The 14,057-nt window shown below is 58.7% G+C and carries 13 protein-coding genes; 10 read left to right on the top strand and 3 right to left on the bottom strand.

Annotation, left to right across the window (positions count from 1 at the left end; translation table 11 throughout):
- Both JNO48_05260 and JNO48_05255 read right to left on the bottom strand, forming a co-directional pair.
- Positions 1-681, bottom strand: a complete 681-nt coding sequence (locus JNO48_05260) for a hypothetical protein (protein ID QTE69309.1) — start codon at positions 679-681, stop codon at positions 1-3.
- A 14-nt stretch (positions 682-695) separates the two neighbouring features.
- Positions 696-1,484 (bottom strand): DUF5058 family protein, encoded by a 789-nt coding sequence (locus JNO48_05255; GenBank protein ID QTE69308.1) that lies wholly within the window; start codon positions 1,482-1,484, stop codon positions 696-698.
- Positions 1,485-1,741: 257 nt separating this feature from the next.
- Between JNO48_05255 and JNO48_05250 the strand changes: the two genes are divergently transcribed.
- The 10 genes from JNO48_05250 (at position 1,742) to JNO48_05205 (ending at position 12,529) form a co-directional block, all read left to right on the top strand.
- Positions 1,742-3,415, top strand: a complete 1,674-nt coding sequence (locus JNO48_05250) for a ribonuclease J (GenBank protein ID QTE69307.1) — start codon at positions 1,742-1,744, stop codon at positions 3,413-3,415.
- A gap of 98 nt (positions 3,416-3,513) precedes the next feature.
- On the top strand, positions 3,514-3,864 hold the full coding sequence (locus JNO48_05245; GenBank protein QTE69306.1) for a YlbF family regulator: 351 nt from the start codon (positions 3,514-3,516) through the stop codon (positions 3,862-3,864).
- A gap of 3 nt (positions 3,865-3,867) precedes the next feature.
- Complete coding sequence (mltG, locus tag JNO48_05240; GenBank protein ID QTE69305.1) at positions 3,868-5,049, top strand: endolytic transglycosylase MltG; 1,182 nt, start codon at positions 3,868-3,870, stop codon at positions 5,047-5,049.
- The gene (locus JNO48_05235) at positions 5,049-6,278 is read left to right on the top strand and encodes a U32 family peptidase (GenBank protein QTE69304.1); all 1,230 of its coding nucleotides are present in this window, start codon (positions 5,049-5,051) and stop codon (positions 6,276-6,278) included. The genes mltG and JNO48_05235 overlap by 1 nt, the downstream gene beginning before the upstream one ends.
- Positions 6,279-6,290: 12 nt before the next feature.
- On the top strand, positions 6,291-8,054 hold the full coding sequence (locus tag JNO48_05230) for a VanW family protein (GenBank protein ID QTE69303.1): 1,764 nt from the start codon (positions 6,291-6,293) through the stop codon (positions 8,052-8,054).
- 102 nt (positions 8,055-8,156) lie between these two features.
- Positions 8,157-8,555: an Rrf2 family transcriptional regulator gene (locus JNO48_05225; GenBank protein QTE69302.1), complete on the top strand. Its 399-nt coding sequence runs from the start codon at positions 8,157-8,159 to the stop codon at positions 8,553-8,555.
- A 32-nt stretch (positions 8,556-8,587) separates the two neighbouring features.
- Positions 8,588-9,340, top strand: a complete 753-nt coding sequence (locus tag JNO48_05220; GenBank protein ID QTE69301.1) for a tRNA threonylcarbamoyladenosine dehydratase — start codon at positions 8,588-8,590, stop codon at positions 9,338-9,340.
- A gap of 222 nt (positions 9,341-9,562) precedes the next feature.
- Positions 9,563-10,336, top strand: coding sequence for a DUF4342 domain-containing protein (locus JNO48_05215; protein QTE69300.1), 774 nt, complete (start codon positions 9,563-9,565; stop codon positions 10,334-10,336).
- A gap of 62 nt (positions 10,337-10,398) precedes the next feature.
- A complete protein-coding gene (locus JNO48_05210; GenBank protein ID QTE69299.1) occupies positions 10,399-11,085 on the top strand; it encodes a response regulator transcription factor in 687 nt (228 codons plus the stop codon).
- Complete coding sequence (locus tag JNO48_05205) at positions 11,078-12,529, top strand: HAMP domain-containing histidine kinase (GenBank protein ID QTE69298.1); 1,452 nt, start codon at positions 11,078-11,080, stop codon at positions 12,527-12,529. Before JNO48_05210 ends, JNO48_05205 begins: the two co-directional genes overlap by 8 nt.
- 65 nt (positions 12,530-12,594) lie before the next feature.
- On the opposite strand, the gene JNO48_05200 is transcribed toward JNO48_05205, so the two are convergent.
- Positions 12,595-13,980, bottom strand: coding sequence for an IS3 family transposase (locus JNO48_05200; protein ID QTE69297.1), 1,386 nt, complete (start codon positions 13,978-13,980; stop codon positions 12,595-12,597).
- Positions 13,981-14,057: the final 77 nt, after the last annotated feature.

The following is a 14,057-nucleotide window of genomic DNA, read 5'->3' as shown; positions in this document are numbered from 1 at the left end:
TTACGCGGCCTCCTTCCGTTCCTTCCGCCAGCGCAGCCAGGCCAGGGTGATCGTGAGCGCGCCGGCCGGCATGATCATCATGCTGGTGCTGGAGGTGAGGGAGGGCACGAGGACGAACAGCAGCGTCATCGCGCACATGGGCACCACGGCGAGGCGGGGATCCTTGCGGAAATACTGGCAGGCCATGGCACCGAAAAGCGCGGGAACCACATTGGCGAACGCCGGCTTCAGCACGGCGCTCTGCAGCACGGGCTGCAGGGGAATCATCAGCAGCACGCCCAGCGCAAGCACCAGGATGGTGACCAGGGAGGACGTGGCGATGGACAGGGTGGAAATGACCTCATTTTCCGCCGTGCCGGTTTTGGCGCCGGTCATTTCCCGGGCGTTCATGGCGCAGGGGATTTTCATATTGATCAGGTTGCCGGTGATGAAGGCCAGGTAGCTGCCGCCGGCACCGAGCATGGGCGTGTAGACCAGGTATTCGACCACCGCGGAGACGGTCCAGACGAGCCCGACGGCAATGAAGCCCCGGGCAGCCGCGGCCAGATCCGGCATGGCGCCGAGGATTCCGCCGATGGCAAAGGGCGCGCCGACGAGCATGATCAGCGTGAGCACGGAGAAGATCCGGCCCAGGCGGTGGGTTCCGTTGAGGTAGGATTCATAGGAAAAATCGCGTTTCATCAAACCGCCCCCTTTCACAGGTGAACCAGCACGACCACGAGCATTCCGATGAGCATGCTGCCCGCGACGGCGAAGTTCTCCACCCAGTCCAGATGCTTTTTCTCCTTCAGCCAGATGAAGATGCCCATGGCAACTGCCGCGGCCGCGGCCGCCACCAGGGGCGTCCAGTCACCCCGGAAGGAGAACAGGGACGGGACATATGTACCTTCCGCGCCGGAAGCGGCCGGCGCGCGGGAGACAAAGTCCCCGATATAGCTGCCCAGGTAGGTGCTGACCATGCCGATGAACATGGCGATCATCGCCCGGTCCCCAAAGCCGCCGCCGGCCTTTTTCGCCGGGTCTTTTCCCTCCAGGCGTTTGAGATAGCGCTTGTTGAAAAGGGTGGCGAGGATCATGCCCCACATGATGCACACGCTCATGAGCAGCGCGATGGTGGCAAAGGCACCGACCGTCATTGAATCCGATCCGAGGCTGACACCCAGCTGCTCCGCCGCGGCATCCGCCACGGAGGTTTCATAGTGCAGCGCACCGATTACGCTCAGCCGCAGCCAGGGCCACGGGGTACCGAGGCTGCCGCTCAGGGCGAGTACGCCCAGCAGGATGCCGATACCGGGAAGAATGGAGAAGGTGGCGCTGGACGTGACGGCACGGCGCATGCGCACCGGGTCCATGCCCAGGGCGAGGCCTGCGCGCCACGCGCGGACGATGAAAATGACGCAGACGACAGCGATGACCGCGATAATCACACCGCAGATCAGGAATATTGAACCGCTGTTCAGCTGCTGGAGAACAGAACTGTCCATACCGGTTGCCTCCGTTTTTTTGATGTACGAATTATAGCACAGCATGGCGGAACGGGTAAACAGAAAAAGGACAGGCAAATTCTGAAGCTATTGAAAAATAAAGGGTAGCAATTTTTGGAAAAGTGTGATATAGTACATACAAGTGTGAGCTTCATAAGTTTTGATTTACTGGAGACGCGCTCGACTTATGCACGTTTCCCGTGCTAGTGCTATGCATAAGCATGTTTTGTTTGCATGAAAGGAGGATCATGTCAAACATGAAGACACCCGAAAAAAAGGAGGTTGGACGTCTCAGGATTGTTTCCCTCGGCGGCGTTGATGAAATCGGCAAGAACATGTATGTGTTCGAGTATGGAGACGATATCATCATCGTGGATTGCGGAAGTGTATTCCCCAAGGAGGACATGCTGGGCGTTGACCTGGTTATCCCGGACATTACCTACTTACTGAGCAAGAAGGACCACATCCGCGGCTACCTGTTCACCCACGGCCATGAGGACCATATCGGCGCGACGCCGTACATCCTCAAGCAGGCTCCGTCCCATATCTACGGAACGAAGCTAACGATGGCCCTGGTGGACCTGAAGCTGAAGGAATACCGGGTGGAGGGTATTCCGATGCACGTGGTGGAACCGCGGGACACCGTACAGCTGGGACAGTTCAGCTGCCAGTTTATCCATGTGAGCCACTCGATCGCCGGCGCGTGCGCCATCGCGATCACCTGCCCGGCGGGCACGGTGATCTGCAGCGGTGACTTCAAGGTGGACTACACCCCGATTGACGGACAGGTAACCGACCTGCAGACCTTTGCCCACTACGGCGACCAGGGCGTGCTCGCGTTCCTTTGTGAAAGCACGAACGTGGAACGCCCGGGCTACACGATGAGCGAGCTGAAGGTCGGCGAAACATTCGAGAAGATGTTCGAGACGGCGGAGGGCCGCGTGATCGTGGCCATGTTTGCCAGCAACATCCACCGGATGCAGATGATTATCGACAGCGCAATCCGGTTCGGCCGGCGCGTATGCTTTATCGGCCGGAGCATGGTGAACGTCAGCCGCGTGGCGATGAGCATCGGCGAGCTGCAGATTCCGGAAGAATGCCTGATTGATATGGACATGCTGGACCAGTATCCCGACAACGAGATCCTGGTGATGACCACAGGCAGCCAGGGCGAGCCGATGGCCGGCCTGACCCGGATGGCGTACGCCGAACACCGGAAGCTGCAGATCCGCCAGAGCGACATGGTCATCATTTCCGCGACGCCGATTCCCGGCAACGAGAAGTTTATCTCCCGCGTGATCAACCAGTTGTACCGGCTGGGCGCGCAGGTGGTGTACAGCGCGATGGCGGAGGTGCACGTTTCCGGCCACGCCTGCAAGGAAGAGCTGAAACTGCTGCACGCGCTGATCCGCCCGAAGTACTTCATCCCCGTGCACGGTGAATACCGCATGATGTGGCAGCACGCGCTGCTGGCCGAGTCCATGGGCGTGCCGAGCCAGAACATCGTGATTCCCGAGCTGGGCCAGGTGATCGAGATGAACGAGGACGTGCTGGCCCTGGGCGAGCAGGTTCCCGTGGGCGGCGTCCTGGTGGACGGCCTGGGCGTGGGCGACGTCGGCAACATCGTGCTGCGCGACCGGAAACACCTGAGCCAGGACGGCCTGGTGATCGTGGCGATGGCCATCGACCGCGACGAGGGCAAGCTGGTGAGTGGCCCGGATATCGTGAGCCGCGGCTTCATCTACGTGAAGGAGAACGAGGATATCATCGACAACACCCAGGTGCTGGTGCGGAACATCCTGGCGGAGAACAACCTCCAGGGCGACAACTGGCCGGACCTGAAGAACCTGATCAAGGACGAGGTGCACCGCTTCATTTTCGAGAAGATCAAGCGGAACCCGATGATCCTGCCGATCATCCTGGACATCTGACATTCGTTGCGAAAAGCAGCGGAAAACGGTATAATACAGGTCAGCGGGGAAGGAAAAACCCCTGCTGGCCGTTTTTATAACCGAAGGAGGCATCCGACATGGATTATTCATCCACTTACCGCCTTGCGCAGGATATCCGCGACAGCGAGGAATACCGGACTTACCATGACCTGAAGGAATCCGTGATGGCGGATGAAACCACCGCCGCGCTGATCAAGGAATACCGGAAGCTGCAGGTGACGATCCAGATGGCCGTGATGAGCGGACAGCAGGCGGACAGCGAGGACATGCAGCGGTTTTCCGGCATCTCTGCGCTGCTGTTCTCCAAGGAGGAGGTCAGCCAGTTCCTGATGGCCGAGATGCGGCTGCAGCAGGCGCTGGCGGATATTTTCCGGATTGTGACGGAAGCGGCGGACGTCGATATGTCCATTCCGGGGCTTGAGGGGTAAACATTGAAGGAACGGAAGAATTACACCTACCGCAGCATGCGGGATGAGCGGCAGTACGGCCTGTACTGGTACAGCGGGCTGTGGCAGATCCTGCGCCCGATCCTGATCGCGCTGACGGTACTGGTACTGATTGTGGGAATCGGAACGACCGTATGGAACAAGCTGTACGGTACGTTTGCCGCGCCTGTGGACGTGGAAGATACAGCCGAATACCCGTTTGAAATCACCTCCGGGCAGAGCCTGAACCGCGTTTCGGCGAACCTGGAGGCGGCCGGGCTGATCCGCAGCAAGACGGTGTTCAAGTATTACTGCGACTTTGTCGGTATGGGACAGAAGATCCAGGTCGGCACCTACGCGCTGCGCAAAAACATGAATATGACGGAAATCGCGGAGCAGCTGGCGGCCGGCGACGGCAACCCGCTGGTGCGCAATATTACGCTGATTCCCGGCGAAACGGTGGAGGACTTCGCGGCCAAGCTGGTGAAGAACGGCACGCTGGAGAACGCGGACACCTTCCTGCGGCTGTGCCGGGAGGGAACGGAATTCCGGGATTACTACTATATCGCGGACGTGCTGGCCAACCGGAACGCGGCGCAGCGGAAGTATATCCTGGAAGGATACCTGGCGCCGAACACGTATGAAGTATACGTGAGCGCGACGGAGGAGGAAATCATCCGGAAGCTGCTGAGCCAGACCGAGGCGGTGTTCCCGGAGGAATACCAGGAACAGGCGGAAAAGCTGGGCATGACGATGGACGAAGCCCTGACGCTGGCCAGCCTGATCGAAAAGGAAGGCCGGGAGACGGACTTCGCGCGCGTGAGCGCGGTGTTCCACAACCGGCTGAAGGCGGGCATGAAGCTGGAGAGTGACGTGACCGTGCACTATGTGACCGGTGTGCGGAAAATGGCGCTGACCCAGAGCGACGTCAGCGTGAACAACCCCTACAACACCTATGCCAACAAGGGACTTCCGCCCGGACCAATCTGCAATCCCTCGCCGGCGGCAATCCGCGCGGCGCTGTATCCCGACGAGACGATGGTGGCCCAGAACTACCTGTTCTTCTGCGCCAAGGAGCCGGAGAGCGGCGAGCTGTACTTCTCCCGGACACTGGCGGAGCATGAGCGCGCGGTGAACGCCTACCGGAATTCCTGGGAGCAGTATGACCAGAGCAGGGGGATCCAGTGATGAAGGTGCCGGAGCTGCTGTGCCCGGCGGGAAACCGGGAATCGCTGGAGGCCGCGCTGCACTTCGGGGCGGACGCGGTATACGGCGGCATGAAGCATTACGGCCTGCGGGCATACGCCGGCAACTTTGACGGCGATGAGCTGCGCACAGCCATCGGGCGGACCCATGAATGCGGCGCCCGGTTTTATGTGACGATGAATATTTTCCCCTTCGACGACGAGATGGAGGGGTTCGTGGACGCCGCCCGCGAGGCGCGGGATGCCGGGGCGGACGCGGTGATCGTGAGCGATCCCGGCGCGATCCGCCGGCTGCGGCGGGAACTGCCGGAGCTGCCGGTGCATGTGAGCACGCAGGCGAACACCGTGAATACGGACGCCGTGAAGATGTACCGGGACATGGGCTGCGAGCGGGTGATCCTGGCCCGGGAAATGAGCCTGGAGCGGATTGCCCGGATGAAGGAAGCCGTGGGGGACAGCATCCAGCTGGAAACCTTTGTGCACGGAGCCAGCTGCATGGCCTATTCCGGGCGGTGCATGCTGAGCGCTTACCTGACCGGGCGGAGCGGCAACCGGGGCGAATGCGCCCAGCCCTGCCGGTGGCAGTACGCCGTGATGGAAGAAAAACGGCCGGGCGTGTACCTGCCGGTGGAGGAGGATGAACGGGGCACCTACCTGTTCTCCGCCAAAGACCTGTGCCTGATGCCGATCCTGCCGGAACTGGCGGAGGCCGGGATATCCAGCCTGAAGATTGAAGGCCGGATGAAGACCGAATACTACGTGGCGGTGGTTACCGGCGCATACCGCCGGGCGCTGGACCTGCTGGCGCAGGGACGGGAAGCTTTTGCGCAGGCACTGCCGGAACTGGCGGAGGAGCTGAAATGCGCCAGCCACCGGGACAGCGACACGGGCTTCCTGCTGGGAAAACCGGAAGAGCCGGGCGGCGCGGAGGGCTTCCACCAGGAGCGCGAATTCTGCGCCCGGGTGACCGCCTATGACGCGGCCAGGGGGGAAGCGCAGCTGCTGCTGAAAAACCGCTTTTTTGCGGGAGAGGAACTGGAACTGATGACGCCTGCGGGCGTACGGAAGATTACCGCAAAGCCCTTCCTGCGGGAAAAGACGGGCGAGATACTGGAGACACTGGGAATTGCCGGAGAAACGATCCGTATGGAACTGCCGGGCTGCGAAGCCGGGGATATCCTGCGGGGACCGGTGAGGAACCACAGGAGATAACGGAGAAGGAAAATGGCGAAGCTGAAACGATACGAGCTCTACGGAGACGGGGATACCATTCCGGGTGAGTACACCGGGCCGAAACGGACCGGTGATCCGACCCTGCCCGGAAAAATGCCCTACGGCCGGACAGAGGATGCCCGGAGGCCGGAGCAGCCTGCGGATCGGCGGCGCTATTTCACCGGAAATGAGAATGACGGGCTGGGGTCACCGTCCCCGCTGTTTGACGATTTTGACCGGTTCAGCAGCAACCGGGACGAGCCGGAATGGCGGCGGCCCCGGAAAGAGACGAAAAACCGCGGCGCATGGGCAGCGGTGATCGCGGTATGCCTGGTGATCCTGACGGGGATCGGCGTGCTGATGTTCCCGCAGGTGACCGGCATTCCCTATAAATTCCTGCCGACGATCGGATTCGCGAACGGAAGCGTGCTGACCCAGGAACCGCAGCAGGATGAAGCGATTGACGAATGGCGGGACCTCCTGTACTCCGACAAAATCTATCCCGGCGTGTTCATTGACAACGTGGACGTGGGCGGCATGACCCGCGAGCAGGCAGCCAAGGCCGTGGAAGCCGTGAACGTGAAGACGGACACCACGTTCGATATCATTGTATCGGTGGGCAACGAAAGCTGGCACGTGAACAGTGAACGCGTCCCGATTTCCCGGAACATTGCGGAAACGGTGGAAAAAGCCTGGGCGGCCGGACGGGGCAACACCACGGAGCTGCAGGGCAGCAGCATGACGCCGTTCCAGGAGCGCGTAAACCGGGCGTCCTCCCTGCAGGCCAATCCTGTATCCTTTACGACGAAGCAGGACTATGACCACAAGGCGCTGCGCGTGATGACGGACGGCATTGTGAACTATGTTAACTGCGATCCGGTGAACAGCATGGTGGCGACATTTGACTTCACCACCAAGAAGTTTACCTTTACGGAAGACCGGCCCGGGGCACGGATTGATCCGGACGAACTGTACGAGCGGCTGACCACGCTGCTGGATAACGGCGTGACCGCGACCACCATCCGGGTAACGCCGGAAAAGGTGCTGGCGGAAATGACCAAAACGGAGCTGATGAACCGCTTCGGCCTGATCTCCGCCTATACCACCACGACAACGAACAACAAGAACCGGAACACAAACATCCAGCTGAGCGCCCAGGCGATCAACGGGATTACCGTGCAGCCGGGAGAAACCTTCTCCTTCAACCAGGCGACCGGGGAACGAACGGCAGCCAAGGGATACAAGGAAGCCGCGGCGATTTCCGGCGGCACCACGCGCGATGAGATCGGCGGCGGCGTATGCCAGACCAGCTCCACGCTGTTCAACGCGGCGGTGCGGGCGGATATGGAGATTGTGGAGCGGAATCCCCACGCGTGGCCGTCCTCCTATATCGAAAAGGGATTTGACGCCACGGTCAACTGGCCGGGGCTGGACATGAAATTCAAAAACAACACGAACTGGCCAATCTTTATCGTGGCGGGGTATTCCAACCGGAAGATCACCGTGAACATCTACGGCATGAGCCTCGGCGCGGACATGAAGATCGACCTGCAAAGCAAGACGGTACGGACAATCGACCAGCCGTCGGGCACCAAATACGAGATCAACAGCAGCCTGGCACCGGGAGAGACCAAAAAAACCGTGACCGGGCGGCCGGGATACGTGGTGGAAACCTGGAAGACCTGGTACCAGGGGAACCGGGTGGTGAGGGAAGAGCTGCTGTACACCACCACCTACAAGGCTTACCAGGAAACGGTGGAATACAACCCGCAATGATGAACACTGCGGGTTTTTTCCTGCGGAAAACAGGATTGAAGCTTGACTCGCCTATTTACCCTGCGGTAAAATAGGCGTACTGAGTCGGAGGAGGAAGAGACCATGATTTCCACCCGGGGAAGATACGCGCTGCGCGTGATGATTGACCTGGCCAAGCAGCCGCAGGACCACTATATCCCGCTGAAGGATATCGCGGAGCGGCAGGGGATCTCCAAAAAGTACCTGGAGATTATCGTGCGCGACCTGGTGAACGGCAAGCTGGTGACCGGCATCAGCGGCAAGGGCGGCGGATACAGGCTGTCCCGCAAGCCGGAGGACATCCCCGTGGGCGAGATCATAGAACTGACGGAGGGAAGATTCGGCTCCGTCGCCTGCCTGGAAAACGGTGCGGAACCGTGCCCGCGGGCGGATATGTGCGAGACGCTGCCGATGTGGAAGGAATACAACCAGCTGATCCACAACTTTTTCTACAGCAAGCGGCTGAGTGACCTGGCGGAATAAGGCCGGGAGAGAACGAAAGGAACGAAGACAGAATGCAGGATCAGTTCTCCCGTACGCGGCTGCTGTTCGGCCCGGAGGGAATGGAAAAACTGAAGAACAGCCACGTGGCGGTGTTCGGGATCGGCGGTGTGGGCGGATATGCCGTGGAAGCGCTGGCACGGTCCGGAATCGGCGCGCTGGACCTGATTGACGACGACAAGGTGTGCCTGACCAATGTGAACCGGCAGCTGTACGCGACGCGGTCCACGGTGGGCCGGTACAAGGTGGAGGTGGCGGAGGAACGCATCCGCGACATCAACCCGGACTGCCGGGTGCGCGCGTGGAAGACGTTCTATATGCCGGATACCCAGGACCAGTTTGACTTTACCGAATACGACTATATTGTGGACGCGATCGACACCGTGAAGGGGAAACTGACGCTGGTGGAAGCGGCGAAGGCGGCGGGAACGCCCATTATCTCCTGCATGGGAGCAGGCAACAAGACGGATCCCACCGCGTTTCGCGTGGCCGATATCTACAAGACGTCGGTGTGCCCGCTGGCCCGGGTGATGCGGGCGGAATGCCGCAAGCGCCGGATCAAACACCTGAAGGTGGTATATTCCACGGAGATTCCGACGCGCCCGCTGGAGGACCCGGCCATCAGCTGCCGGAACCACTGTATCTGTCCGCCGGACACCCGGAAGTGCACCGTGCGCCGGGATATTCCCGGATCCACGGCGTTTGTGCCGTCGGTGGCAGGGCTGATCCTCGCAGGTGAAGTGGTGAAGGACCTGCTGCAGAAATAACCCCGGAATGACCCGGATGAAAGCCCCGGCCCTGCGGGCCGGGGGCTTTCGCATGCTCCGGGAAGGTCTTTTCGGATGAAGCTTAAGAAAACCGGCCGGTTTTTCCGGGTTTTTTAATCTGATTCTCATTTAAAAGTAAGCTGTTTCTCAAGCAACACGGCGGAAGGCGTGATATCATGCCGGTGTCGGGTGGGAGAACCCGGCAGCGAAAGGAGAACGAAAATGGCGACTTACTCGATGGAAGACATTGAACTGATCCGCCGGAAGAGCGGGATCACCTATGAGGAAGCGGTGTCCATGCTGGATTACCACAACGGAGATGTGGCCCGCGTGCTGATCGACCTGGAAAAGAACGGCCGGCTGCATGAAGTGAACACCACCCGGACCCAGGCACCCCAGGCAGACAGCAGCAAAAAGGGAGGAAAATTCATGAACTTCATCCAGAAAATGATCCGGACCCGCATCAAGGTCCGCAAGGGAGATACACTGATCATCAACCTGTCCGTGCTCTTCGTCGTGGCGGCCGCCCTGCTGATGGGCCTGCACCGCGCGTTCGGCATCGCGGCGCTCGGACTGATCCTGGGCCTGATGATGGGCTACCAGATCAACATCGACAACAACGACGAAGCTTTCACCCAGGAGAAGGTGGAGAAAATCGTCCGCAACGCGGCCGACAACGTGAAGAAGACTGTGAACGGCATCTCCCGCGAGATCAACACCGCCGTGGAGAAGAAAAAGGCCGAGGAAGCCGCGAAGGCCGCCGCTGCCCCGGAAGCCCCTGCCGCTGAAACCGTGAAGACCGAAACCGTAAAGGCTGAGACTGTGAAGGCGGAACCCGTGAAGGACATGAACGCTGAGATCCTGCAGGAAATGGACCGCCAGCTGAACGGCCCCGCCGTGCCCACGATCCAGGTGCCGCTGCGCTCCGAGAGCACCGACGGCAGCGTGGAAGTGACGGAAGAGGGCAACGGCTACCATACCGCCACGATCGGATAATGAATCCGGTTTTCCTGAGGACCGTTGTGTGATACAATGGGCGCTGAGGGAGGGAGAGCACTGTGAGCAAGATCCTGGTGATTGAGGACGAACGGAAGATCGCACGCTTCCTGGAGCTGGAGCTCCGCCATGAGGGATACGAGGTGGAGACGGCCGGGGACGGCCGGACCGGGCTGGAGCGCGCCCTGGAGGGATCTCCCGACCTGCTGGTGCTGGACCTGATGCTGCCGGAACTGAGCGGCATCGAGGTATGCCGCCGGCTGCGGCATGAAAGTGACGTGCCGATCATCATGCTGACCGCCAAGGACGACGTGTCGGACAAGGTGATGGGCCTGGATATGGGCGCGGACGATTATATGACCAAACCCTTCGCGATTGAGGAACTGCTGGCGCGGATCCGCGTCGCCCTGCGCAAGCCGCGGGCTGTGAAGGAAGCGCCGGCGGAGGCGGAGATCTGCCGGATCGGGCAGCTCTCCGTCAACCCCGCGAACTATGAGGTGCGCTTCGGAGACGAGCTGCTGCAGCTGACCAAGAAGGAATACGACCTCCTGTACTACCTGATGACCCACCGCGACAGGGCGGTGACCCGGGATGAGCTGCTGGAGAACATCTGGGGATATGAATATACCGGGGACACCAACGTGGTGGACGTCTACATCCGCTACCTGCGGCACAAGATTGACGAACGCTTCGGCGTGAAGACCATCCAGACCATCCGGTCGGTGGGATATCTGTTCAGCTATGAGTGAAAAGAAACAGGTACAAAGCGTGCGGGAAGCCCGTACTTATAACCAGGCGGCAGAGACCGTGCATGCCGGACTGGGACGCATCAGCTCCCGGATCCGGCTTTCCCTGTCGCTGCGGATTGCCGGGCATTACTGCGGGCGGCTGGCACGCACATTCCTGCTGGCGGCGGTGATCATGACGCTGGCCCTGGCGGCCGGCAATGTTCCGGGCGCCATTTCGCTGGCGCGGCGGGTGGCCACGGAAGCGCCGGACCTGGAGGACGGGCGGTACAGTCAGCTGATCCTGCAGGATGCCCGCGCGGACGCCGTGATGGTGGAACGGACAGCGCCGGATAACTTTGGCGACCAGGTGAAGGAATTCTTTACCGTGCTGACATCCGGCGGGGCGCCGTGGCGCCCGGTATTCATGCTGGACAACGGAACGGAAGGGCATATTATCCGGCTGTCCCTGGACCTGCGGGAAAGCCTGTTCATCTGGGCGGTGATGATCGCCGGGATTGTCCTGGCGGACCTGCTGCGGATGATGTCCTTCCTGCGGAGGCGTAAGGTGCTGGACAAGAAGGTGCTTTCCCCGATCCGCGAAATGACGGAGATTACGAAAACCCTGTCGGCGGCGAACCTGTCCAACCGGATCAACGTCGCGGGAATGAAATATGAACTGCAGGACCTGGCCATGGTTATCAACTCCATGCTGGACCGGATTGAGCAGAGCTACAACAGCCAGAAACAGTTTGTTTCCGACGCGTCCCACGAGCTGCGGACCCCGATCGCGGTGATCCAGGGGTATACGGATATGCTGCGGCGCTGGGGCAAAGAGGATCCCGAGGTGCTGGACGAGGGCATCGGTGCGATTTCCCAGGAAACCGTGGCCATGCGCGAGCTGGTGGAAAACCTGCTGTTCCTGGCCCGGCATGACAAGAAGACGCTGCTGCTGGAGATCAGCGAGTTTGACCCGGCGGACGTCGTGAAGGAAGTGTGCCAGGAAGCCGGCATGGTCTCCGGCGACCACCGGTTTGAGGTGAATCCCTGCGAAAGCAGCCTGATCCACGCGGACCGGGGCATGATCAAGCAGGTGATGCGGATCCTGGTGGACAACGCCGTGAAGTATTCCCCGGTGGACAGCACCGTGACGCTCGGCACCCGGCCGAACGGGAACGGGTGCATCCTGACCGTGACGGACCACGGCGCCGGCATCTCCGAGGAAGACCTGCCGAAGATTTTCGAGCGCTTCTACCGCGCGGACGCCGCGCGCAACTCGGAAACGGGCGGCCACGGACTGGGCCTGTCCATCGCGCGGATCATCGTGGTGGCGCACAGCGGCAAACTGCGCGTCCGTTCCAAGGTGGGCACGGGAACGACCTTCGAGATTGTGCTTCCGGCGGAACCCTCCTCCGGAGACGCACCGGAGGAAAAACCGAAAACCGGCCGGAAGAAAAAACGCGGATAACACAAAAGGAGGCAGCGGATTGATATGTACCCAGTTTCCTGGACACATTGATTTATGCTCGAGGCTCAACCCATGGATGCCAACCTGTATTTTACGGGTGGCATCCATTTTGTTTTTGCCTGGATGCGCTCATTGTTGTAGTAGTCAATATACTTGGCCATAGCTTTGGAGAATTCCTCATATGATTTGTAGTCTTTCTCGTATCCATAAAACATCTCGTTCTTTAGTCGTCCGAAGAATGTCTCCATAATACTGTTGTCATAACAGTTTCCTTTTCGGGACATGGACTGAATAATGCCACGTTTCTCAATCGTATTTCTGAAATAAGCATGTTGGTACTGCCAACCCTGGTCAGAATGAAAGATCAGACCATTAAGTGAGGAAAACCTGCTCAGCCCCTTATCCAGCATCCGTCGGATCTGTTCCATGTTTGGACTTAACGAGAGATCGTATGAGATGACCTCATTTGTGTGCATATCCAGAATTGGAGAAAGATAGCATTTTCCCCAAGATAAATTGAATTGAGAAACATCTGTTGTCCATTTTTGCAAAGGCTTTGTTGTACTGAAGTCTCGGTTAATGAGGTTATCTGCCACCTTTCCAACTTCTCCCTGATAAGAATGGTATTTTTCTTTCGGGCGTTTGCCTTTAAGGTCCATGCAGTGCATTAATCGCTGGACCTTTTTGTGGTTTACCTTATAGCCTCTGTTGATCAGTTCGTGGTGTACTCTCCGGACACCGTATCGACCTTTATTATGTTCAAAGATTTCCCTGATCACACTTGCGACTGCTTCGCTCCTTTTGGCTACCACATCTTCTTTTGAAACTTCGTAATAGTACGTTGATCTGGAAAGGCACATCGCTTTAAGAAGATACTTCAGTTGGTATCCTTCTTCTCTGAGTTCTTTGATGATCGTTTGCTTTTTCGCCTTGAGACGCGCAGCTTCCTTTTCTTCTCTCAAGGCGATCTCTTTTTTTATGACTTCGATTTCCGCTTTGATATACTCGTTTTCAGCCCTTAGCCTTACGAGTTCTTCATACTCGGACTCATTAAGTTTCCTAGGGTTGTTGTAATTGATTTTCTTCATATGGGGCTCCTTTGGTGGTCGACCTTTTCTCTTGTTTATAAGGCCATTATACCCCTCGTTCTTATATTTGCGAACCCAGCAAGTAAGTAATCCGCTATTTATACCCGCCTCATTAGCTACAAACTGGATTGATGAACCACCTAGGACTTTTGCAACCAGCTCATATCTCTCTTCTGGGGTCCAATCCTTATTAGTTTCCCGGGGTTTGAGAATATCTGGCCCATTTGCTTCTACTACATGAAACCATCGCAGGATCATATTATGAAAGTATCGCGCTTCTTTAATACCTGTAGGGGTCTCAGGCCACCTTCCTTCTCTGTACATCTCAATACATTTCATCTTGTACTCATAACTGTAACGCATAAAAATACCCTCCTTACTGGGTGTCCAGTAAAGAGGGTACATATCAGATGCTGCCTCCTTTTTCACATACCGGAAAA

The sequence above is a fragment of the Clostridiales bacterium genome, assembly GCA_017569285.1.
Taxonomy (GTDB): Bacteria; Bacillota; Clostridia; order Christensenellales; family Aristaeellaceae; genus Aristaeella.
The sequence above is the reverse complement of the archived record's forward strand: the minus strand, read 5'-3'. Positions and strand labels throughout refer to the sequence as shown.